We start from the raw sequence: 21,660 nt of genomic DNA on the forward strand, positions 1-21,660 counted from the left end.
GTCTTAACTCGCGCAGACTCGGAAATTCGTCGAGGGAATGCGAGGAAGTGATGGAGCTTCAACCGAGCGTGATCACGAGGATCAACGAGGCGCGTCGCGCCCTCGGCCTTCTCGATATCGAGGCCGTGCTGGCCCTGGCGGAGCGCGGCAACGTCATCCTGGATCCTTTCTCCACCCTGATTGGGGCGCATGCGCGGATCGGAACGGGAAACATGTTCTATCCCTGCGTGACCCTTCATGGTTCGGTCCCCGGCGCACTCCTCATCGGAGACGGCAACACGTTTCACTCAGGCACGTGGCTCGCCGCCGAAACCGGCACGATCACGATCGGCGACGGCAATCTGTTCGGAGAAGGCGGAGGCCTCACCGCGAAGGCCAACCGCCCGGGCGCGCGCATCGCCATCGGGGATCACGGCCGCTACCAGGGCGGCGCGTCGGTCTTCGGCGAGACCACCCTGGGATCGGGCAGCCAGCTCCTCGGCGCGATCACGGTCGACACCTGCTCTCTCGCCGCCGGCGGATCGTTCCGCGATCCCGATCCGGACTGCCGCGGCGCCCTCCTGAAAGGTCACGGCACCGCCCGCAATCTCCGCCTCGGCGCCGGGCAGGTCATTGCCGGGAGCGGCATCTTCCGGATGGAAGACGCAAAGCCGCAATCCTTCTTCCATCCGAAAGTCGCCCATCCATGAACGGCATCACAGACAACGCCTCCGTCAGCCTGGGCCTCGGCCTCGTTTCCATCGGCCGGGCGTGGGGTTATCGCGAGGGTCTTCCGCCGACGGAGGAGGACGCGCTTGCGCTCCTCCATCACGCGGTCTCGCAGGGCATCACGTTCTTCGACACGGCCCCCGCCTATGGCGCCAGCGAACGGATCTTCGGAACCTTCCTGAAGCGTCAGGGGGCGAAGGCACCGCACCTCACCGTCAGCACGAAGATGGGCGAGCACTGGAACGCGGCGGAGCAGAGTGCCTTCACGGATCATTCCTATGATGCCCTGTGCCGGAGCCTCGACCGGAGCCTGGAGCGGCTCGGGCGCATCGACCTCCTCCAGATCCATAAGGCGAGCGCAGCGGCGCTCGCATCGAAGGACGTGGAGCGGGCCATCGCCTATGCGCGCTCCAACGGCATCGACACCCTCGGCGCCAGCGTCAGCGATCTCGATGCGGCGCGTCTTGCCTCCACATCGGGAACCTATGCCGTCATCCAGCTTCCCTATTACCGGCTGTTCCCAACCATGGCGCCTGCCTTCGCAATGGCGCGGGCCGCGGGCATGAGCGTGCTGGTCAACCGCCCCTTCGGCATGGGCCGGCTGATCCCGGAGGAGGCCGGCGACAAGGCCTGCCATCTGAAGGAGGCCCTGGCCTTCATTCTGGAGCAACCCTTCAAGGGCGTCATTCTGACGGGAACGCGGTCGCCCCGGCATCTCGACGAATCCCTTGCGGCCTTCCGGATGGCCCGCGATGGCGAAAGCGCCAGAACAGGGTGAACGATAGGGCAATGCATGGAGCCCTCTGCGGTCCCGCATGAGGGAACAGCGGGGAATCGAGGCGTGTTTCCTTCATCTCCGGAAGAACCCGTCAGGACCCTGACCCATGAAAGCCCTTCTTGTCTCCCTTTTCGCCGCGAGCCTATCGAGCAGCGTCATGGCACAGCCGGCCGCCACAACGCTGAGCATGACATGCAATCAGGCCAGACAGCTCGTCGCGGCTCAAGGAGCGGTCGTTCTGCATACAGGGCCCACGACCTACGACCGCTATGTTCGGGATTCCAGCTTCTGCCTGCGTCCGTTCGTGCTCCGGCCCGCCTGGGTCAGAACCGCAGATGTCGCCCAGTGCCCCATCGGGGGAGTCTGCCGCTCGGCGGACACCGAATCCGGGAATTAGCAACCGGGAAGGTCTCACCGCGAATCTCGGTAGGCGGGGCGCTCCTGAAGCCTGAGTTTTTCCGGAGCGAGGTCGTCTCGGACGCCCCCCGAAGTCACGCATCCCAGGCTTTCACCGCATCCCAGGCTTTCACCGCATCCTAGGCTTTCACATGGCGCATCAGGTCCAGCTCTTCGGCTTTCTGCCCCTTGGATTCATCATCCTGAGCGTCGTCTGGCTCCCGGTTTTCCTGCGCAAGTTTCCCTTGAGCATGCCGATGCTCGCCGTCGCGTTCGGCTATGCCTTCTTCTTTTCCATGCCGGCGGGGCGCTTCTTCGCCACCTACAGCAAAACCGTGGAAGTCCTGCTGGAATTCGTCCTCGTCATTGCCGTCATGGGAGCGGGCCTGAAGATCGATCGCCCGTTCAGCCTGACGACCTGGTCGAGCACCTGGCGGACGCTCGGACTCGGCATGCCTCTGTCCATCGCTGCGATCGCCGTCTGCGGCCTGTGGCTTCTCGATCTTTCGCCCGCAGCCGCGATCTTGCTCGCGGGCATCCTCGCGCCGACCGATCCCGTTCTGGCGTCGAACGTTCAGGTCGGCCCGCCGGGAACCGGCGAGGAGGGAGAGGTTCGTTTCGCGCTGACATCCGAAGCGGGATTGAACGACGGTCTGGCCTATCCATTCGTGACTCTGGGCCTCATTCTTCGCGAAAGCACAGGAGACCTCGGGTCGTTCGAGCGCTGGTTTCTGTTTGATGATCTTTGGAAGATCGGCGCAGCCGTCGGTCTCGGATTCGCGATCGGCCGGGCCGTCACATGGATCAATCAGCATCTTCCGGAGCGGTTTCGACTCTCTCAGTCCAATAACGGTCTGGCTGCGGTCGGGGTCGCACTCCTCGTCTATGGTGCGGCGGAGATCATCTGGTGCTACGGGTTCGTGGCCGTTTTCGCGGCGGCATCGACGATCCGCAATACGACGAAGAATCTCAGTTACACCCGCGACGTTCACAGTTCGGCCGAACAGATCGAACAGCTCGTCTCGATCCTGATCCTGACCCTGTTCGGCGGCGCACTTGCCGAAGGGCTGATTTCCTCGCTCTCGGCAAGCGAGATCGTTTTTGCATTGCTGGTTCTCCTGCTTCTGCGCCCGCTCTCCATGCTGGCTGCATTCGCCGGTTCCGGACGCCCGATGCCGGTGCGACTCGCGATCGGTTTCTTCGGCATCAGGGGCCTCGGCTCGCTCTATTACACGGCCTATGCCATCAACCGGGGCCACGCGGCGGATCCGGAGCGCCTCTGGAGACTCACGGGCTTCATCGTGCTCCTTTCGGTCCTCGTCTACGGAATCAGCGCAGGTCCCGTCATGAACCTTCTCGACCGGCTCAGGAAGCGGCATGGCGAATGATCGTTCGTCCCGTCAGACATCCGGCATGAAGGGAATGAGAGCCAGTCCGCAGACGAACATGATCGATCCGAGCCAGAGGGGGACGGCCTCGACGATGAGGAGAGCCCGGGCCCATATCAGGCTCCATCCGGCGACAGTGAGCAGGATGGCGAGGGCCGTCACCCGATCGACCCGCCCGAGCCGGGACAGGAACCAGAGCCACAAAGCCCCCGGACCGGGGCGGCTGGTGCGGGCAGTTCCTTCTTCGACCTTGGGCATGATCGACCGTTCCTTCCCTCTCCAAGGGTTATGGCCATACCGGCGATGTCGCGCGCCTGCTCATTGCGCGGCTCCATGTTCGGCACGACGCTGTCGATTGCAGTCTCGGGCATGGCTCGATGAGACCATTGCCTTGCCCTCTTTCCCTGAAGCGCGTGGCCCATCGTTCCTGGCCGCCATCGGCTCCTGGCTGTTGTCCCGCCGCAGGATCGCGAGATCGGGTGCTGATGGGCCGGGTGGAATGGCGTCGGAGAAGGTCCGGTCGGCGCCGGAAAGAAACGAAAGCCGGCAGCAGAGCCCTCTCATGCCGAGAGCCTCGAAGTGCCTGGACGGCGCAAATTCCCGCATCTGCGCTCTCCTGTCGGGGTCGATGTATCGGGGCGAACGCCAAGCGCGGGTCTTCTCGCGGCCGTGTCCCACGCTTTGAAAATAAACCTTGCGGCAGGAGCATTGTTCCTGTCGAAAACGGATGAGCGGACAGCCGAGACTTGGCCCAAGCCTCTGCATCGTCGTCCGCGCAGGGCGTTTTGTCGTCTCTTGACCCGGGTCGTTCCTTGTCCAGATCCCTGCCGGGAGGTGCGGTCGATGAGCGATGCCGCGTTCGGACGGATCCTGCCGGTGGCCTGCGTGCTTCACGCGTCGGTCCTGGCACTGGTCCTATGGTTTGCGTGCGCCTCTGCGCAGGCCGGCGAAGGAGGACGCCCCACCATCGTGGAGGACCTTGAGAAGGGGTATGGCGGCTTCTTCGTTTTCACGACGGCCGATGGCCGGAACTACGACATCTTTCAGCGGATCGAGAGCAGCCAAGGACTTTCGGCGGACGCCAATATCGTCTGCATGATGAACGAGTGTCTTCTCGAAATCGCCGCGATGCCCCAATCCGCCGTTGCCCGATACAGCGACGAAACCAGCAATATCGGCGGGTTGCGCCGGCGTCTGAGCGGCATCCGCGATGCCTACTCGGCCATGCGAATGGCCTCACCCGACAACCGGCCCGCCACCATCGATGCCTGGCATGAATCCTTGATGCGCCTGACGCTTTGTCTCAAGACCGCCGAGGAGTGCCGGTAAACCGGGCGACGCCATCCCGGCCGTTCTCCCCTCCCCCATTCGGCTTGAGAGAAAGCGGGATCTATCGGGCGGCTCGATCGTTCTAACCAGAGGATCACTCCGGCCCGCGGGACCATTGTCGTCGCCGTGCACGGGGAGCCCCTCATGACTGCCGTGCCCATCGCCCGGTCTTTAGGCCCACGCCCAAGGTCCATCGCGCTGCCGGTGCTCGCCGGATGGCTCTTCGCGATCGCATGCGGCGGCACCGCCTTCGCCCAGGGACAGGAAAGCACCACCTCGACCCAGGCCCCGCATACGAGCCCGCATCCGGTTCCTCTTCTTTCCACGGAGGATGTGACTTCGGTGCCGTCCGGAAATCCCATTCAGGGCCAGCCGCTGCCGCAGGAGATGCGCCCGCGCGCGCCGGACGCCCTCGGCATGACGGGTCCCGTGGCGATCCCGCAGATCCAGCTCGCCTGCGATACCATTCAGGACGAAACGGCGCGGACCCGATGCGAGGGCCGCACCGGTCCCGCCGCGCCGCCGAAAGGGCTTTCCGAGTAGCGCATATCGACGTCCAGGCCGTTCCGACACGGAGCCGAGCATGAGCGAAATTTCCCGCCGCAACCTCTTCCGCGCAGCCGGCGTGCTCGGCGCAAGCGCCGCCATTCCGGCGGAGCTTCGGGCCGAGGCCCGGCAAAGCCGGCCCTCCCCTGCGGCGCGACAGCAGGCACATCCCAAGCCTGCCGCGCGCGCTCCCTACCGGTTCTTCAACACCCTCGAGGCTGCTTTCATCGAGGCCGCCGTCGACAGGCTGATCCCGCCCGATTCCCAATGGACCGGCGCCGTGGGAGCGGGCGTGCCGGGCTATATCGATCTTCAGCTCGCCGGTGCCTACGGGCAGGGTGCGCGCCTCTACCGGTCGGGCCCGTGGGATACGGGCCTGCCGAGCCAGGGCTATCAGCTCGCGCTGACGCCGGCGCAGCTCTACCGCACCGCCATCGCGAGCCTGGACCGGCAGCTGAAGCAGCACGTCTCCTCCGGCGCGAAGAACGCGCCCGCTTTTGCCCGCCTTAGCTCCGACGATCAGGACGGCGTGCTGCGTGATCTCGAAGCCGGCAAGATGGATCTGTCCGGCATTCCGTCGGCCGTGTTCTTCGAGACCCTTCTCGCCAACACGATCGAGGGTTTCTTCTCCGATCCCATGTATGGCGGCAACCGCGACATGGTGGGCTGGCGCATGATCGGTTTCCCCGGCGCCTATGCCACCTATCTCGGCATCTACACCAATCATGGCGAGCGCTTCACGCGCGAGCCGATGTCGATCGCACAATCGCCGCAAGAGCATCACCCCATGCCCGGAGGATTGCCTCCGTTCGACAGCGGAGTGCAACGCCGTGGCTAGAACCCTTCCTTCCGTCGATGTGGTGTTCGTCGGTATGGGCTTCACGGCCGCCATCATCGCCCGCGAACTCAAGGACAGCAGCGTCAAGATGGTGGGCCTGGAGCGGGGCCGGGCGCGCAACACCGTCCCGGACTTCCAAAGTCCGAGCATGCATGACGAACTCGCCTTCGCCGTGCGTCACGGTCTCATGCAGGATCTCTCCCAGGAGACCGTGACCTTCAGGAACACGCCGGACCAGAAGGCTCTGCCCATGCGCCAGCTCGGCTCGTTCCTGCCCGGAACCGATCTCGGCGGCGCGGGCGTGCACTGGAACGGGCAGACATTCCGGTTTCAGCCGGAAGACTTCCGGCTGCGCAGCCATCATGAGGAGCGCTACGGCCGCGACATCATCGCGGAGGAGCTGACGATCCAGGATTGGGGCCTCACCTACGAGGATCTCGAGCCGTATTACGACCGGTTCGAATATCTGCTCGGGGTCGGAGGCTATGCGGGCAATGTCGGCGGCGAGATCAGGCCCGGGGGCAATCCCTTCGAGGCCAAACGCAGCCGCGACTATCCGAATCCGCCGACGGCCCCCGCCTATCTCGGCGTGCTCTTCGCAAAAGCCGCGATGGAGCTCGGCTACAGCCCCTATCAGGTGCCCAGCTCCAACATGACGCGCGCCTACACCAATCCCGAAGGCGTGCGGCTCGAGCCCTGCATGGTGTGCGGTTACTGCGAGCGTTTCGGCTGCGAGCACTTCGCGAAATCGAGCCCCCAGACGACGCTGCTGCCGGTGGTGCTGCAGCAGCCGAATTTCGCGTTGCGCACGAACGCCCATGTGACGCGGGTCAACCTGACGCCGGACGGCAAGCACGCGACGGGCGTCACCTACATCGATCTCGCGACCGGGCAGGAGACCATCCAGCCCGCCGAGCTCGTGGTGCTTTCGGCTTTCGCTTTCCACAATCCGCGACTGATGCTGCTCTCCGGCATCGGCAAGTCTTACGACCCGTCCACGGGCGAGGGCAATGTCGGGCGCAACTATGCCTATCAGACCATGGGTTCCGTGTCGCTGTTCTACGACGAGGATGTCGAGCTCAACCAGTTCATGGGCGCGGGCGCGTTGGGCACCGTGATCTCCGATTACGTGAGCGACAATTTCGATCACTCGAAACTCGGCTTCATCGGCGGCGCCTATATCTGCGCCTACACCACGGGCGCGAGGCCGATCGAGTATCATCCCGTTCCGCCGGGAACGCCGCGATGGGGGCTCGCCTGGAAGCAGGCCGTCGCCCGGTACTACAACCATACGGGCGGCCTGCAGGTGCACGGTCAATCCTGCGCGCGGCGGACGAACTACGTCGATCTCGACCCCACCTACAAGGATGCGTTCGGCCAGCCGCTCCTGCGGATCACGTTCGATTTTCCCGAGAACGATCTGCGCATGTCCCATTATGTGACGGACCGCGCGGGGGAGATCGCCGAGCGCATGGGCGCATCCCAGGTCGTCGTCAATCCGCGCACCGCACCCTATTCGGTAGTGCCCTATCAGACCACCCACAACACGGGCGGAGCGATCATGGGAGCGGACCCGAAGACGAGCGCCTGCAACCGCTACGGACAAAGCTGGGACGTGCCGAACGTGTTCGTGACTGGCACGGCCCTGTTCCCGCAGAACGCGTCCTACAATCCAACCGACACGGTCGGAGCTCTCGCCTATTGGACGGCCGACGCGATCAAGACCCGCTATCTCTCCTCCCCTGCTCCGCTGGTGCAGCCATGAGACCGGTGCTCCTTGCCAGCGTCGCCGCGACGGCCTGCCTGTCGGTCGCGAGCGGTGCCCGCGCCCAGGCTCCGTCGGCTCCCGACTCGCAGCGCGGCGCCACTCTGGCCGCTCAAGGCAATCCGAACGGGGCCGCGCCCTGCAGCCAATGTCACGGCCAGTCCGGCGAAGGCAATCCGACCGGACCCTTCCCGCGGCTGACCGGCCAGTCGGCCGCCTATCTCTACAAGCAGCTGCAGAACTATACCGACGGATCGCGGCCCAGCGATATCATGACGCCGATCGCGCAGGCGCTCTCCGAGCAGGAAAGACTGGATGCGGCGGCCTATTACGCAGGGCTCCCGAGTCAATGGGCGGCTCCGAGCGAGCTGCGCCCCGAAGTGGCGAGGCGCGGGCGCGATCTTGCGCTGAGGGGCATTCCCTCCATCGGAAATGGCGAAGTCGGCGTGCAGGCCTGCGGCAATTGTCATGGACCGGATGGCATCGGGGAAACTCCCGTCTATCCCGAACTCGGCGGCCAATGGGCCGGGTATGCGTCGGGGCAGCTCTCGGCCTTCAAGTCGGGACTACGCAAGAACGACCTGTCCGCCGTCATGCGGGAGATCGCCGGCAAACTCAGCTCCGACGACATCGATGCGGTGTCGCGCTACTACGAAAGCATCCGCCCGCGCGAGACCACGCACTAATCCGTCGCTCGCGAGAAAGGGCTTGCGTAGGCCAGTGCATGTCCGTCCCGGATCGCCCAACGGATGGCCCAGAACCTATTCGCCAGGACCTATTCGCCGGGACCTATTCGGCCGCCATCGGCCGGCTTGCGCGTCGTCCATGCCTGTCCGCACGGGACAGGACGGCATGGTGCAGCCGGTCGAGGTGACGCACGGATTGCAGCGCCTCCAGCATGGGTCCGCAGATCAGCCGCTCTCCGCAGGGGTCGCGGTGGCACACCGGATCCCAGAGGCCCATCGGCGTCCAGATGTCGGGATCGTGCCATTCCGGCATGCCGAGGATCGGATAAAGACATACGCCCCGGATCGGAACACGTTCGCGCAGAAGAGCTTCCGATTCCTTCGCGACTTCGTGCAGCCATCGGCCCCGATTGTCGCCGATATGGCTGGTTTCCGTGATCATCATCTCTCCCCCGTAACGGTCGGAGACTGAACGAACGAGATCACTCAAGGACCAGCGCCGGGGATCGTCGTCGGCGAGCGGCGGGTTCACGCCGTCCTCTCGCGCGAGCCCGCCCCATTCCCACTGATTCGTCCAATAATAGTTGATGCCCACGACATCGAGATGCGCGCGGCTGCCGCCGAGTTCGGGTAGGAGCGTCCCGCACAGCATGTCCCAGCTCTGGAAGACGAGACGCTCGTTGAAGTCGCGCACCTCGTCTTCCAGCTGCGGGCGACCGGGAGGGCAGGCCACTCGGCACAGGGGATCGACATTGACCATGCGGGCCCCGGGACACGCGGCCCACAGGGCATCGATGCCCTCGATCGCGGCGCGCGCGAGCGCGACCTTCAGCTCCCAGCCGCGCCCTGTCACGTGAGGGGCAAAAAGCCCCTTCTCGCCCCCAGCATAGGCCATGAACGAGGGTTCGTTCACCGGCGTGAAGGCGCAGACGCCCTCCGTCCGTTCGGCGACGTAGCGACCGATGGCGTAGCAGTAATCGGCGAAACGCCCCGGAAAATCCTTGCCCAGGGGATCGAGCCCCTGCGGATAGCCGTAATGGAAGAGATCCCAGATCACCTCGACGCCATGGCGGCGCGCCGCCTCGACGAAAGGCTCGACCGTCGAAAAGTCGTATCGTCCCTTACCCCGATGCCCCTTGCCCCGATCGACAAGCGGCCACCGGATGGTCTCGCGCGCGCCATGAAGGCCGAGTGCCGAAAGCTGCCGGTAATCCTCGTCGACGGTTCTGTCGTGCCCCGTCGCGACGACCTGATCGAACCAGTGCCCATGACGGTTGTAGCCGGTCGATCCCTCGAAGCCGGCCAGAAAGAAGCTGCGAAACACCCTGCCGTCCCCCTTTTCCTCATCCCGACGCGGCTACGGGAGCCAAAGCGGAAGCCAGCATGCCGACGGCATCCGATCCGCCCTTCGCGAGATTTCGATAGGCCACCATTGCAGGCGTCGGCACCCGGCGCAGAGGATCCTCCTCGTCCGGAACGATGTCCCACAATCCCATCGGGGCCAGATGGTCCGTCACCGGGCGCCGCCCCTGGCGATAGGCCCAGGTGACGAGGGAGAACATCGGCCACCAGGTATATCCCACGAGCGGAATGCCCTCGGCGCGCAGCTGCCGCGTGGCCGCGACCGAACGCTCGAGCCAGTCGAGCCGACGGCGCAGGGAGCCCATGGATGCGGTCTCCGAGATCATCAGCGGGACCCCGTAACGCTCATGGTAGAGACGTCCGAGACGGGTGATGAGATCGGCGCCCGCGTAGGGCATGCGGATGCGAAAGCGCCCCCCGGCATCCCGCAGAAGCTTTTTCTGCGTGAACATCGGGTAGAGATTCATGCCGATGACCGGAAGCGGGACGGCGCGATCGCGAAACCAGGCGAGTTCGGTCTCGCGCGCGCCGTTCTTCAGGAGCCAGGACCACAGCGGATGATGCTCGTCGATCCGTCCCGAGACGAGGTCGAGGGCCAGGAAGACGATCTCCTGCCGAAGCCGGGCCTCGTTCTCGAAGAGGGGATCGTCCGTATCGAAGAGATCGGTGGCGTCGACGAAATAGGGGACGATCTCCGGATCGACCTCCTGCAGCGCCCTCACGGTCTCGACCATTCCCTTGGCGATCGCCAGCATCAGCGCCACGAAGCCGGGCCAGCTGCGCCGGAACGGCGGCCACCAGCCGAGGCGTCCGCAATACCAGCCCGTGATGCGGGGCTCGTTGAGCGGCGTGTACCAGGTGATGCGTCCGCGGAAGCGCTCCGCGAGGCGTGCCGCGTATTCGGCGACCAGCTTCGGATAATCGGGATGGAGAAATGCCCCTTTGATCCAGGACGGCAGACCGTAATGGACGAGATCGACCTGAGGCGCGATCCCAAGCTCGAGCAATCGCTCCAGGGTCTCGTCCGGAAATGTCCAGTCCCAGACGTCCGGCCGGGGCTGGATGCGATGCCAGGGAACCCCGTAGCGGGCGCACGGCACGCCGAGCTCGGCCACGAGGCCGAGATCGTCGTGCCATCGTTCGTAATGGCCGGTCAGCTCGTATTCGTCGAGCGTCCTGCCGGTCACGGGATGCGGCGCCGTGATGAAGGTGTCCTCGATGCCGGTGGACCACCAGAATGCGTCGGGCGCGGTCAAGCGGCGGAGTTGAGATCGTGACGGGAGCGCTTGGGTCATGCCGAGGCCGTCCCTTGGGCGTCAGTGCTTCCACTGCAGCACAGCGGTTGGGCCGCGGACGAACCTCGGCCGCATGTGATCCAGCTTGAGAAACGACTCCGGCGCGGGAAAGTTGCACCCGATCCGCCGTTCACGAACCTCCCTCGTCCTTACGCGTTGGTGGGCGACAGGAAGCCGTTCCCGGCGTTCAGCCGCAGGATCCAACCGCAGGCGAGGCGAGCCATGCCGAACCGGACTGTTTCCTCCCGACCGGCACAGCGGGCCGGTGCCGACCAGGAAGCCCCCGGCGGGGAGGATCGCAACAAGGAAACGGGGGATGGGACCGTGTTTGCGCGCAAGGCCGGCGCGGCCCCCGACGGGGCGGACCCGCAAGCGCCGCAGCCGAAGCCGCGCTGCCTGAATTTGACCACTCCCCCGGCCGACCATCGCACCATGAAGGGCCGGTACTGACGGCCCTCGGAAAGACCGAGCAGACGAGATGACTGAGACGATCTCCCCGGCCGATCTTCACCCCCGCCCGCATCTGCGCCGTGATCGCTGGACCGACCTGTGCGGCCCCTGGGGCTTTGCCTTCGACGACGCCGATCGAGGGCTTTTCGAGCACTGGTTCGACCGGGCCGAACCCTTCGACCGCGAGATCACGGTGCCCTTCCCGCCCGAGAGCGAGCGATCCGGCATCCACGAGACGGGTTTTCACCGGGTGGTCTGGTACCGTCGCGAAATCAGCCTTGGCGACGATGTCCGTCATGGCCGTCTCCTGCTCCACTTCGGAGCCGTCGACTTCAGGGCCATGGTCTGGGTCAACGGCCGCATGGCGGTCGAACATGTCGGCGGGCAGACCCCGTTCTCGGCGGATATCACCCCACTGCTCGTTCCCGGAGAGGTCCAGGTGATCACCGTGCGCGCGGAAGACGAACCGCGCGACCTGCAGCAGCCGCGCGGCAAGCAATATTGGGAGGAAGAGCCCGGCTACATCTGGTATCACCGCACGACCGGCATCTGGCAGCCGGTCTGGCTCGAACCGCTGCGGAAGGTGGCGATCGCGGAGATTCGCTGGACGCCCGATGTCGACCGGTTCGGCGTCAGGATGATTCTCAGACTGGACGGTCCGCCTCTCGAAGGCTGGCGCGTCCGCGTGCTGCTGAGGGGCGACCTGCCGACGCGCACGCTGGCCGACGACACCTGCCTCCTGTCCGGCCGTGAACTCCGGCGCGATCTCCTCCTCGACATCAACGACGCGGCAATCCGCCGTCGCCGCACGCTGCTCTGGGCGCCGGAGCATCCCAATCTCATCGAGGCCGCGATCGAGCTTCTTGACGATCGCGGCGCCGTCGTCGACCGGGTCGAGAGCTATTTCGGCCTGCGCCGGATCGAGGCCCGCGACGGCCGTTTCATCATCAACGGCATCCCGATCTTTCTGCGGCTGGTGCTGGCGCAGAACTACTGGCCCAGCTCCCTTCTCGCGGCTCCCGACGCCGATGCGCTCAAGCGCGAGGTGGAGCTTGCCCAATCGCTGGGCTTCAACGGCATCCGGATTCACCAGAAGATCGAGGATCCCCGGTTCCTCTACTGGTGCGACAGGCTCGGGATGCTGGTCTGGAGCGAAGCCGCCAACGCCTATGTCTATTCGGATCGCGCGGCCGAGATGCTGACGCGCGAGTGGCTCGAGGCCGTCAGGCGCGACTACAACCATCCCTCCATCATCACCTGGGTTCCCTTGAACGAGAGCTGGGGCGTGCCCGATCTCGATCGCTCGGCCCAGCAGCGCGACTTCGTGCGGGCGCTCTATCATCTCACCCGGGCGCTCGACCCGACGCGCCCCGTGATCGGCAATGACGGCTGGCAGCATGCCGTCGGCGACGTGTTCGGCGTGCACGATTACGCGCCCACGGGCGAGATGCTTCGCGAGCGCTACGCGGATCGCGAAACCATCGAGCGCACGTTCCGCCATGTGCGTCCGCATCACCATTCCCTGCTCGGAGAAGGGACCGAGATGACCGACGAACCGATCGTCATCAGCGAATTCGGCGGCCTCGGATTCGTGCCGCAGGCCAGCGAGGACTGGTTCGGCTACGGTCAGTTCGCCAGCCCCGAGGCGCTGCTCGAGCGTTACGAGGAGCTCGTCGATGCTCTTCTCGCGTCCACCGCCCTTGCGGGCTTCTGCTACACCCAGTTGACCGACACCGCGCAGGAGACCAACGGCCTGCTCACCGTCGACCGCGAGCCGAAATTCGATTCCGAGCGCCTGCGCGCCATCAACAGCCGTCCCTCGAAGGCGGTGCCGAGCGAAATCCTGGACATGTTGATCAAGCACGAGGTGGAACGGCGTCGGCGTGCGCGCGGCCAGAAATAATTCGCACTCCGCCGGAGCGTGCTTCCGGTTCCACCCATGCCGGTTCGGGCTCGGACGCCGGAGCCCTTTTGAACGCATGCGTCAGCCATGTGGAGAACCGGTCGAGATAGAGATAGATCACCGGCGTCGTGAACAGCGTCAGAGCCTGGCTGACCACCAGGCCGCCGACCATGGCGTATCCGAGCGGCTGCCGGATCTCGGCGCCGGTGCCTGCGCCGATCATCAGCGGCAGGCCGCTCAGGATCGCCGCCATCGTGGTCATCATGATGGGGCGAAACCGTAAGATGCAGGCCCTGCGGATCGCCTCCCTGGGCGAGAGCCCTTCCGCCCGCTCGGCTTCGATGGCGAAGTCGACGAGCATGATGCCGTTCTTCTTGACGATTCCGATCAGCAGAATGACGCCGATCAGCGCGATCAGGTTGAAGTCGATGTGGAAGAGCATCAGCGTCGCCAGCGCGCCGAGGCCCGCTGAGGGCAAGGTGGACAGGATCGTCAGGGGATGGATGTAGCTCTCGTACAGGACACCCAGAATGACATAGATGACCACGAGCGCGGCCGCGATCAGATACGGCGTGGACTGGGTCGATTGCTGAAAAGCCTGGGCGTTCCCCTGGAAATTTCCGATCAGCGCGCCCGGCGTTCCCAGCTCCTGACGGGCCCGGTCGATCGCCGCCGTCGCCTGCCCCAGGGCAATTCCTGGCGCCAGGTTGAAACTGAGGGTGACGGCCGGAAACTGACCCTGGTGGCTGACCGAGAGAGGAGCGACCGGACGCGTGGTCCACCGCGCCAGAACGGAGAGCGGCACCTGCTGGCCCGTCAGCGGCGAGCGCAGATAGATCTGCTCCAGCGTCTCCGGTTTGCTCTGCAGCTCGGGCAGGACCTCCAGGATGACATGATAGGAGTTGAGCTGCGTGAAGTATTGCGTCACCTGCCGCTGACCGAAGGCATCGTAGATCGTGTCGTCGATCAATTGCGGATCGAATCCGAAGCGGGATGCCTGATCCCTGTCGATTTCGAGGGTCAGCGTGCCTCCGTTCGTCTGCTGATCCGTCGCGACGTCCTGCAACTCCGGCAGCTGCTTGAACTTTTCGAGGAGCTTCGGAGCCCACTCGTCGAGTTCCGTGAGATTGGCGTCCTGAATCGTGTACTGGTACTGGGTTCGCGTCGAGCGCCCGCCGACATTGATGTCCTGAGCCGCCTGCAGGAACAGGGCCCCGCCCTGGACCTTCGCAAGCTGCGGACGCAGGCGGCCGATGATCTCCGCGGCGGAAGACTTCCGCTCCGGACGGGGCTTGAGTGCGATGAAGACGCGGCCGTTGTTGAGACTTTGCCCACCTCCCGAGCCGACGAACATGGCGACGGTCGCCACGTCGGGATCCTGGGCGATGATTCCGCCGAACGTCTGCTGGATCTGCGACATCTCACGGAACGACACGTTCTGGCTGGCCTCGGAAATGCCCGTGATGAGACCGGTGTCCTGCTGAGGGAAGAAGCCTTTCGGAATGATGACGTAGAGATAGACCGAGGCCGCCACCGTCGCGAAGAAGACGAGCACGGTCAGGATGGAATGCCTGAGGACCCAATCGAGCCCTCGCTCGTAGGCGCGCAAGATACCGTCGAATATCGCCTCCATCAGCATGTAGAGGCGGCCGTGGCGCGCGTGCTTCTCGTCCTTCAGGAAGCGCGAGGCCAGCATCGGCGCAAGCGTCAGGGACACGAGGGCGGAGATGGCGATGGTCATCGTCACCGTGACGGAGAATTCACGGAACAGGCGGCCGATCACGCCTCCCATGAGCAGGAGCGGGATGAAGACGGCCACGAGCGACAGGCTGATCGAGATGATCGTGAAACCGATCTCCCCGGCACCCGTGAGCGCCGCCTGCATGGGCGTCATGCCGCCTTCCAGATGACGGACGATATTCTCCGTCATGACGATCGCGTCGTCGACCACGAAGCCAACCGCGATCGTGAGCGCCATCAGGGACAGATTGTCGAGGCTGTAGCCCAGGATATACATCGTCGCGGCCGTTCCAAGGAGAGCCAGCGGGACCGTCACGCTTGGAATGATGGTCGCCCAGAGGCTCCTGAGGAACAGGAAGATCACCGTCACCACGAGGGCGATCGTCAGCAAAAGCGTCATCTGCACGTCCGACACCGAGGCGCGGATCGTCTGCGTGCGATCGCTCAGGATATCGACCTTGATGCTCGGCGGCAGCGCGGCCTGAAGGCGTGGCAGCGCGGCTTTGACGCGGTCGACGGTGTCAATGACGTTGGCGCCCGGCTGCTTGAACACGACCAGGAGAACCGCGCGGCGTCCGTTCGACCACGCGGCTTTCAGCGTATCCTCCGGGCCGTCCACGGCCTGTCCGATGTCACGGATCCGGATCGGCGCACCGTTGCGATACGCCACGATGACGTCGTTCCACTGCGCCGCAGCGGTCAGCTGGTCGTTGGTGTAGATCGTAAAGGACCGCGTCTGGCCGTTGATGCTGCCCTTGGGGCTGTCGACGGTGGATACGGCGATCTTGCCCCGCACATCCTCGAGGGAGAGGCCCTTCGCGGCCAGGCGGGCGGGATCGATCTGTACGCGAACGGCCGGCTTCTGCTCGCCCCCGATATTGACCTGCGCAATCCCCGGCATCTGGCTGATCTGCTGGGCCAGCTTCGTATCCGCGTTGTCGTCGACCTCGGAGAGGGGCAGCGTGTCCGAACCGACGCCGATGATCAGAATGGGCGCATCGGCAGGATTGACCTTGCGATAGACGGGGGCGTTCGGCAGGTTCTTCGGAAGCTGGCCGCTCGCCGCATTGATCCCGGCCTGAATATCCTGCGCGGCCGCGTCGATATTGCGATCGAGCTCGAACTGAACGGTGATCGCAGTCGTTCCGAGCGTGCTCGTCGAGGTAATCTGCGTGACGCCCGGAATCTGCGAAAATTGCCGTTCAAGCGGCTGCGCGACCGAGGACGCCATGGTTTGCGGGCTGGCCCCCGGAAGGGCCGCGCTCACCTGAATGGTGGGGAAATCCACCTGCGGCAAAGGCGCGACCGGCAGGAAGGGATAGGCGACGGCTCCCACGAAGAGAAGGCCCAGCATGAGGAGCGACGTCCCGATCGGCCTGCGGATGAAGGGACCGGATATGCCGCCGTGGCTGCGGGAGACGTCCGTTGTACCAGGGCCATGAGCCATGGGTAGCCTCGCTATTCGGTGGAGACGCTCTGAGTTTTCGCGTTCCCGGCGGGACCCGGCGCCTGCGGCGGCTGCCCCTCCGTCTTGCGGATCTTCGTTCCGGGCTGGAGCCGGTACTGACCTGACGTCACGACCTGATCGCCCTCGGAAAGGCCGCTTTCGATGACCGCAAGGCCCTGCGTGATCGGGCCGACGTCGACCCGTCGAAACTCAGCCGTGTCATCGGGCCGTACCACATAGACGGCAAGTCCCTGCTGAGTCCGCTGAATGGCGTCGGCCGGTACGGTGAGCGCATCAAGGGTCTCGAGAAGGGTCCGCATGGTCACGGATTGTCCGGGCCAGAGGGCCCGGTCCTTGTTTTCGAAGGTAGCCTTCAGCTTGATCGTGCCGCTCTCCTGATCGATTTCGTTGTTGATCAGCGTCAGCGTGCCCTGCGCCAGCACGGACTTGCTCCCTTGAGCCAGGGCTTGCACCGTCACCGGCCCCGCCGCCTGAGCCTTCTGAAGCGCGGGCAGACTCTGCTCCGGCAAGGTGTAGAGAACCGAAATCGGCTGGATCTGCGCGACGGTCACGATGCCGCCGGAATCCGTCGATCGGACGATGTTTCCCTGGTCGACGAGACGCAGACCCGTGCGTCCGGCGATGGGGGACCGGATCGTGGTGTAGCCGAGCTCTGTCCTGGCGTTGTCGATCTGAGCCTGATCGCCTTGGATCTGGGCCGTGAACTGGTTGACGGCGGCCTGCTGCGTGTCGACCTGCTGCTTGGACGCGAAGCTGCGCGTCGCCAGTTCGTTGTACCGGGCCAGATCGAGCTTGGCATTGGCCAGTTGCGCTTCATCCTGCGCCTTCTTGGCGACCGCCTGGTCGAGCATGGCCTGAAAAGGCCGAGGATCGATCTGGACGAGCAGGTCGCCCTCTTTCACCATCTGCCCCTCCTCGAAGGCGATCTTCTGAATCTCCCCATCGACGCGCGAGCGGACCGTGACGGTGTTGTAGGCCTGCACCGAGCCGAGACCGATGGTGTAGATGGGCACTTTGGAGTGGGCCGCAGCGGCGACCTGGACGGGCGCGGGAGGCAGATCCTGCCGCGCCGTATTCTGGCGCGATTGAGTCCGGTTGACGGCGATCCAGATTCCGTAAGCACCGGCAAGCAGAACACAGACGATGAGGAGGCGGATCGCCCCGCCAAAAAACTTGGACCGGCGCTGTAAAGGCTTCGTCATGCGCATATCCAATCACGCTGCCCAGCCTCAAGCTCAGCGCCGAACGGCACCTCTGAGAGAGCATCCTCGAACGAGGGCATATAGATTGTGGGCTGGATGCTACCAGGGAAGGAGGATCACACCTGCGTGACTCTCCCGCAGGCCGTCGGTCCGCGATGTCGCGCCCGGCGGTCTCCCGCTTCAGGACGCCGGAATCGGACCGGGAAGCGCCCGTCCGCGAGCATGACCGCGCCAAGCCTGACCGCGCCAAGCCTGACCACGCCAAGCCTGACCGCACATGGGCATGTGGCGATTATTCCGCCGCATCCGAGCGCGCTCTGGACATGGCAACGGCCAGAGCCTGCGCCAGATCCTGCTCGGTATAAGGCTTGACCAGCCGCACCGCGCGCGCCGAACCCGGCTCGGCCGGCAAGGCTTCGTCTCCGGTGGCGAAGACCACGCCCAGACCCGGACGAGCGTCCAACGCTCGCTGAGCCAGCTGAGTCCCGGGCAGGTCGGGAAGCCCGACATCGGTGACCAGGAGGTCGATGGATCGGGTTTCGAGCGCCCTCAGGGCCGATGCCGCATCCTGGGCCTGCAGCACCTCATGGCCGAGCTCGGTCAGGATCTCGGCCGTGCTGCTCCGGATCAGCTCATCGTCCTCGACCAGCAGAATGGTCCGGCCCATGACGTTCCCGGCCATGACGTTCCCGGCCATTCTCGCCTGAACTCCTGCCTGAGACGAGCGCGGCGATGCGGCGCGGTTGCGCTGCTGCTGGTTGGCCAGGACATGCCGGATCTTGCGGGCGAGATCCTCCCGCGAATACGGCTTCGGCAGGAGTTCCACGCCGGGATCGAGGCGGCCGCCGTGCACGATCGCGTTCTCGGTGTACCCTGAGGTGAACAGCACCGCGATGTGCGGCAGGCGCAGCCGTGCCTTGCGGGCCAGCTCCGGGCTGCGCAACGGTCCCGGCATGACCACGTCCGTGAACAGGAGATCGATGTCGAGCCCGCTCTCGATCACGTTCAGGGCGCTTGTCGCGTCGCGCGCCTTGAGCACGCGGTAGCCGAGATCCGACAGGAGCGCGACGGCGGTCTCGCGGACCTCGTCGTCGTCTTCCACCACGAGAATGGTCTCGGTTCCGCCCTGGACCGGCACGGTGCGAAGATCGGTGAGCACATCCTCCTGGCCATGCACCCTTGGCAGATAGATCTTCACGGTCGTGCCCTGGCCGACCTCGCTGTAGAGCTTGATGTGCCCGCCGGACTGCTTGACGAAGCCGTAGACCATCGACAGGCCCAGGCCGGTGCCTTTTCCTTCCGGCTTGGTGCTGAAGAAGGGATCGAACACCCGGTCCAGGATTTCGGGCGCAATGCCGCTGCCGGTATCGGTCACCGCCAGCAGCACGTACTGGCCGGCCCCCACGTCGTGCTGCAGGGCATAGCGATCGTCGAGCAGGGCGTTGCCGGCCTCGATGGTCAGGCGTCCGCGGCCGCCCATGGCGTCCCGGGCATTGATCGCCAGGTTCAGGATGGCGTTCTCGATCTGCCCCGGATCGACCTGGGTGTTCCACAATCCCCCCGAGACCACCGTCTCGATGTCGATCTCCTCGCCCAGCGCCCGGCGCAGCATGTCGTCCATGCCCTTGATGAAGCGACCGACATTGACGACCTTGGGCTCCAGCGGCTGGCGCCGGCCGAAGGCCAGGAGTTGGGCGGCGAGCTTGGAGCCGCGCGACACGCCGGCGAGCGCGTTCTGGACCCGCGCTTCGGCGCGGGCGTTGCCTGCGAGATCCTTGGTCAGGAGCTGCAGATTGCCGCTGATCACCTGGAGCAGGTTGTTGAAGTCGTGCGCCACGCCGCCGGTGAGCTGGCCCAGCGCCTCCATCTTCTGGGAGTTGCGCAGGTGCTCCTCGAGCTGCTTGCGTTCGGTGATATCGCGGCCCGCTGCGTAGAACTGGTCGCCTTCCGGCACGCAGAACCAGCTGAACCAGCGGTAAGCGCCGTCCTGCCTGCGGAGGCGGATATCGAAGTCGCGAACGATCTGGCCCTCCGCAATGCGGCCGAGCTGCGTTTCGAAGGCGCCCCAATCGTCCGGGTGAACCAGAGCATCGAACCGCTTGCCGACGAGTTCTTCGGTCTCATAGCCGAGCGCCTCCGCCCATGCCGGATTCAGGCTGCGGTAGCAGCCGTCGAAGCCGCAGAGCACGAAGAGGTCCTGGCTCATGCGCCAGACAAGATCGCGTTCGTAGGTGCGCTCCTTGACCTGCTGCTCAAGGGTTTCGTTCAGCTGGCGCAGCGCCTGTTCGGCGCGCATCTGGTGCGTGACGTCATGTCCCTCGGCGAAGATCCCCGAGACGGATCCGTCGGCCTCGACGATCGGCTGGTACACCAGGTTCACGAATCGCTTTTCGAGGGGGCCTCCGGGCTCGCGCTGGATATGGACCGGCATGTTGCGGCCGACGAACGGCTCGCCTGTCCGATAGACTTCGTCGAGAAGCTCGAAAAATCCCTGGCCCTCGATTTCGGGCAGCGCCGCTCGAACCGGAAGACCCGTGAGATCGCGGCTTCCGACGAGCAGCTGATAGGCCTCGTTCATGAACTCGAAGACGAGCTCCGGTCCCTGCAGGACGCACATGAATCCGGGGGCGCGCTGGAACAGCGCGCGCATGCGGTCGCGCTCGGCCGTCCGGAGCTCGACCTCGGATTCCAGCCGCGCATTGATGTCCTCGAGAGCCTTGGCGGCCTGCTGACGCATGCCCAGGGCCTCGGCCAGGGCCGCGGCCCGCCGATGCTCCGCCTCATAGGCCTCGGCGCTGGCGAGGCTCGACGAGACCTGCCCCGCCATGAGCTGCAGGAAGCCGAGATACTCGGAATCGAATGGCCGATGGGGATTGAGGCCGACGACCATGGCCCCGATCGGCGCCTCCTTGCCCTGTCCGATCAGCGGCACGACCACTGCCTGGGCCGGAGAACGGTTCCAGGGCCCCATGGGCAGATCCGCGAAACCGGACAGGTCGACCAAGGCTTCGGGCCGTTTGAGCGGCCAAAGGCTCGATGTGGCCGGATCGAGATAGCGGGGCGCAGTGGGGTGCCCGCCGAAGAAGCCGGTGGTGAAGGCGAGCTCGGCCGAGCCGTCGTCCTCGAAAAGATAGGTCAGGGTGAAGGGAAGATCCCACGAATTGGCCGCGAGGCCGGCCTGTGCGGCCTGCAGGACCGCCTTGCGGCTGTCGGCGGCCGCCAATCCGCTCGCGAGCACGCGCAGAGAACCGAGCCGGCGCTCGTTGATGACGCGGTCGGTATCTTCGGACACGGCGCAGAACACGCCGCCGACCCGCCCGTCCTCATCGAGCACGGGGCTGTAGGAGAAGGTGTGATAGGTCTCCTCCGGATAGCCATTGCGCTCCAGGATCAGCAGCAGGGCGCGATCGAATGTCGCCTCGCCGCGCTCATAGACCTCGCGCAGCCGAGGCGCGACATCGTCCCAGATCTCGGCCCAGAGCTCGCGGGTCGGCTTTGCCAGGGAATCCGGATGCTTGAGGCCGAGCGTCGGACGATACGCATCGTTATAGAGAAAGGCGATCTCCGGACCCCAGCCGAGCCACATTTCGAACCGCGACGTCAGCAGGATCCGCGTGGCGACCTTGAGTGCCTCCGGCCATTGCTCCGGCGGGCCCAGGGGCGTCCGGCTCCAATCCTTCGCCCGCATCAGCGTGGCCATCTCGCCATTGCCGACGAAGATTTCTGGTGTCCCGGACATAGGCTTCGACAAGGGCGACCCCTCCGCAATTCGCAAGACGCAGCGATATAAGAACCGAAAGCCTTCC

The 21,660-nt window shown here is 65.2% G+C and carries 17 protein-coding genes; 11 read left to right on the forward strand and 6 right to left on the reverse strand.

Annotated elements, in window-relative coordinates:
* Positions 1 to 50 precede the first annotated feature (50 nt).
* The 4 genes from AB8841_RS28850 (at position 51) to AB8841_RS28865 (ending at position 3,270) form a co-directional block, all read left to right on the forward strand.
* On the forward strand, positions 51 to 689 hold the full coding sequence (locus tag AB8841_RS28850) for an AraC family transcriptional regulator (RefSeq protein WP_370439394.1): 639 nt from the start codon (positions 51 to 53) through the stop codon (positions 687 to 689).
* Positions 686 to 1,486 carry an aldo/keto reductase gene (locus tag AB8841_RS28855; RefSeq protein ID WP_370439172.1) on the forward strand — a complete coding sequence of 267 codons (801 nt, stop codon included), beginning with the start codon at positions 686 to 688 and terminating at the stop codon, positions 1,484 to 1,486. The genes AB8841_RS28850 and AB8841_RS28855 overlap by 4 nt, the downstream gene beginning before the upstream one ends.
* Before the next feature lie 106 nt (positions 1,487 to 1,592).
* On the forward strand, positions 1,593 to 1,883 hold the full coding sequence (locus AB8841_RS28860; RefSeq protein WP_370439173.1) for a hypothetical protein: 291 nt from the start codon (positions 1,593 to 1,595) through the stop codon (positions 1,881 to 1,883).
* Between the two features lie 151 nt (positions 1,884 to 2,034).
* Positions 2,035 to 3,270, forward strand: a complete 1,236-nt coding sequence (locus AB8841_RS28865) for a cation:proton antiporter (protein ID WP_370439174.1) — start codon at positions 2,035 to 2,037, stop codon at positions 3,268 to 3,270.
* 12 nt (positions 3,271 to 3,282) lie between these two features.
* On the opposite strand, the gene AB8841_RS28870 is transcribed toward AB8841_RS28865, so the two are convergent.
* Positions 3,283 to 3,528 (reverse strand): hypothetical protein, encoded by a 246-nt coding sequence (locus tag AB8841_RS28870; protein ID WP_370439175.1) that lies wholly within the window; start codon positions 3,526 to 3,528, stop codon positions 3,283 to 3,285.
* Between the two features lie 585 nt (positions 3,529 to 4,113).
* Between AB8841_RS28870 and AB8841_RS28875 the strand changes: the two genes are divergently transcribed.
* From AB8841_RS28875 to AB8841_RS28895, 5 genes are all read left to right on the forward strand, one after another.
* Positions 4,114 to 4,599: a hypothetical protein gene (locus AB8841_RS28875; RefSeq protein ID WP_370439176.1), complete on the forward strand. Its 486-nt coding sequence runs from the start codon at positions 4,114 to 4,116 to the stop codon at positions 4,597 to 4,599.
* A 144-nt stretch (positions 4,600 to 4,743) separates the two neighbouring features.
* Positions 4,744 to 5,142 (forward strand): hypothetical protein, encoded by a 399-nt coding sequence (locus AB8841_RS28880; protein WP_370439177.1) that lies wholly within the window; start codon positions 4,744 to 4,746, stop codon positions 5,140 to 5,142.
* A 40-nt stretch (positions 5,143 to 5,182) separates the two neighbouring features.
* Positions 5,183 to 5,983: a gluconate 2-dehydrogenase subunit 3 family protein gene (locus AB8841_RS28885; RefSeq protein WP_370439178.1), complete on the forward strand. Its 801-nt coding sequence runs from the start codon at positions 5,183 to 5,185 to the stop codon at positions 5,981 to 5,983.
* A complete protein-coding gene (locus AB8841_RS28890) occupies positions 5,976 to 7,748 on the forward strand; it encodes a GMC family oxidoreductase (protein WP_370439179.1) in 1,773 nt (590 codons plus the stop codon). The genes AB8841_RS28885 and AB8841_RS28890 overlap by 8 nt, the downstream gene beginning before the upstream one ends.
* A complete protein-coding gene (locus AB8841_RS28895) occupies positions 7,745 to 8,434 on the forward strand; it encodes a cytochrome c (RefSeq protein WP_370439180.1) in 690 nt (229 codons plus the stop codon). The genes AB8841_RS28890 and AB8841_RS28895 overlap by 4 nt, the downstream gene beginning before the upstream one ends.
* Before the next feature lie 103 nt (positions 8,435 to 8,537).
* Here the strand turns inward: AB8841_RS28895 and AB8841_RS28900 are convergent, their stop codons facing one another.
* A complete protein-coding gene (locus AB8841_RS28900; protein WP_370439181.1) occupies positions 8,538 to 9,758 on the reverse strand; it encodes a glycoside hydrolase in 1,221 nt (406 codons plus the stop codon).
* A gap of 19 nt (positions 9,759 to 9,777) precedes the next feature.
* Positions 9,778 to 11,091: a family 1 glycosylhydrolase gene (locus AB8841_RS28905; RefSeq protein WP_370439182.1), complete on the reverse strand. Its 1,314-nt coding sequence runs from the start codon at positions 11,089 to 11,091 to the stop codon at positions 9,778 to 9,780.
* 222 nt (positions 11,092 to 11,313) lie between these two features.
* Here AB8841_RS28905 and AB8841_RS28910 point away from each other — a divergent pair, with 222 nt between their 5' ends.
* Complete coding sequence (locus AB8841_RS28910; RefSeq protein ID WP_370439183.1) at positions 11,314 to 11,541, forward strand: hypothetical protein; 228 nt, start codon at positions 11,314 to 11,316, stop codon at positions 11,539 to 11,541.
* Positions 11,542 to 11,569: 28 nt separating this feature from the next.
* Entirely contained in the window at positions 11,570 to 13,444 is a 1,875-nt protein-coding gene (locus AB8841_RS28915; RefSeq protein ID WP_370439184.1) for a glycoside hydrolase family 2 protein, read from the forward strand.
* Here the strand turns inward: AB8841_RS28915 and AB8841_RS28920 are convergent.
* The 3 genes from AB8841_RS28920 to AB8841_RS28930 all read right to left on the reverse strand — a co-directional run bounded on the left by AB8841_RS28920 (position 13,398) and on the right by AB8841_RS28930 (position 21,554).
* Positions 13,398 to 16,631 (reverse strand): multidrug efflux RND transporter permease subunit, encoded by a 3,234-nt coding sequence (locus tag AB8841_RS28920; protein ID WP_370439185.1) that lies wholly within the window; start codon positions 16,629 to 16,631, stop codon positions 13,398 to 13,400. The genes AB8841_RS28915 and AB8841_RS28920 overlap by 47 nt on opposite strands.
* A gap of 11 nt (positions 16,632 to 16,642) precedes the next feature.
* Positions 16,643 to 17,854, reverse strand: coding sequence for an efflux RND transporter periplasmic adaptor subunit (locus AB8841_RS28925; protein ID WP_370439186.1), 1,212 nt, complete (start codon positions 17,852 to 17,854; stop codon positions 16,643 to 16,645).
* Positions 17,855 to 18,146: 292 nt separating this feature from the next.
* Entirely contained in the window at positions 18,147 to 21,554 is a 3,408-nt protein-coding gene (locus AB8841_RS28930) for a PAS domain-containing protein (RefSeq protein WP_370439395.1), read from the reverse strand.
* Between the last annotated feature and the right edge of the window lie 106 nt (positions 21,555 to 21,660).

The organism is Microvirga sp. TS319, assembly GCF_041276405.1.
Lineage (GTDB): Bacteria > Pseudomonadota > Alphaproteobacteria > Rhizobiales > Beijerinckiaceae > Microvirga.

Bases quoted from the DNA above. Each gene is read 5' to 3' on its own strand.
- AB8841_RS28860 (WP_370439173.1), top strand. From the start codon at position 1,593: ATGAAAGCCCTTCTTGTCTCCCTTTTCGCCGCGAGCCTATCGAGCAGC.
- AB8841_RS28880 (WP_370439177.1), top strand. From the start codon at position 4,744: ATGACTGCCGTGCCCATCGCCCGGTCTTTAGGCCCACGCCCAAGGTCC.
- AB8841_RS28870 (WP_370439175.1), bottom strand. From the start codon at position 3,528: ATGCCCAAGGTCGAAGAAGGAACTGCCCGCACCAGCCGCCCCGGTCCG.
- AB8841_RS28885 (WP_370439178.1), top strand. From the start codon at position 5,183: ATGAGCGAAATTTCCCGCCGCAACCTCTTCCGCGCAGCCGGCGTGCTC.
- AB8841_RS28905 (WP_370439182.1), bottom strand. From the start codon at position 11,091: ATGACCCAAGCGCTCCCGTCACGATCTCAACTCCGCCGCTTGACCGCG.
- AB8841_RS28850 (WP_370439394.1), top strand. From the start codon at position 51: ATGGAGCTTCAACCGAGCGTGATCACGAGGATCAACGAGGCGCGTCGC.
- AB8841_RS28925 (WP_370439186.1), bottom strand. From the start codon at position 17,854: ATGACGAAGCCTTTACAGCGCCGGTCCAAGTTTTTTGGCGGGGCGATC.
- AB8841_RS28855 (WP_370439172.1), top strand. From the start codon at position 686: ATGAACGGCATCACAGACAACGCCTCCGTCAGCCTGGGCCTCGGCCTC.
- AB8841_RS28910 (WP_370439183.1), top strand. From the start codon at position 11,314: ATGCCGAACCGGACTGTTTCCTCCCGACCGGCACAGCGGGCCGGTGCC.
- AB8841_RS28920 (WP_370439185.1), bottom strand. From the start codon at position 16,631: ATGGCTCATGGCCCTGGTACAACGGACGTCTCCCGCAGCCACGGCGGC.
- AB8841_RS28895 (WP_370439180.1), top strand. From the start codon at position 7,745: ATGAGACCGGTGCTCCTTGCCAGCGTCGCCGCGACGGCCTGCCTGTCG.
- AB8841_RS28865 (WP_370439174.1), top strand. From the start codon at position 2,035: ATGGCGCATCAGGTCCAGCTCTTCGGCTTTCTGCCCCTTGGATTCATC.
- AB8841_RS28930 (WP_370439395.1), bottom strand. From the start codon at position 21,554: ATGGCCACGCTGATGCGGGCGAAGGATTGGAGCCGGACGCCCCTGGGC.
- AB8841_RS28915 (WP_370439184.1), top strand. From the start codon at position 11,570: ATGACTGAGACGATCTCCCCGGCCGATCTTCACCCCCGCCCGCATCTG.
- AB8841_RS28875 (WP_370439176.1), top strand. From the start codon at position 4,114: ATGAGCGATGCCGCGTTCGGACGGATCCTGCCGGTGGCCTGCGTGCTT.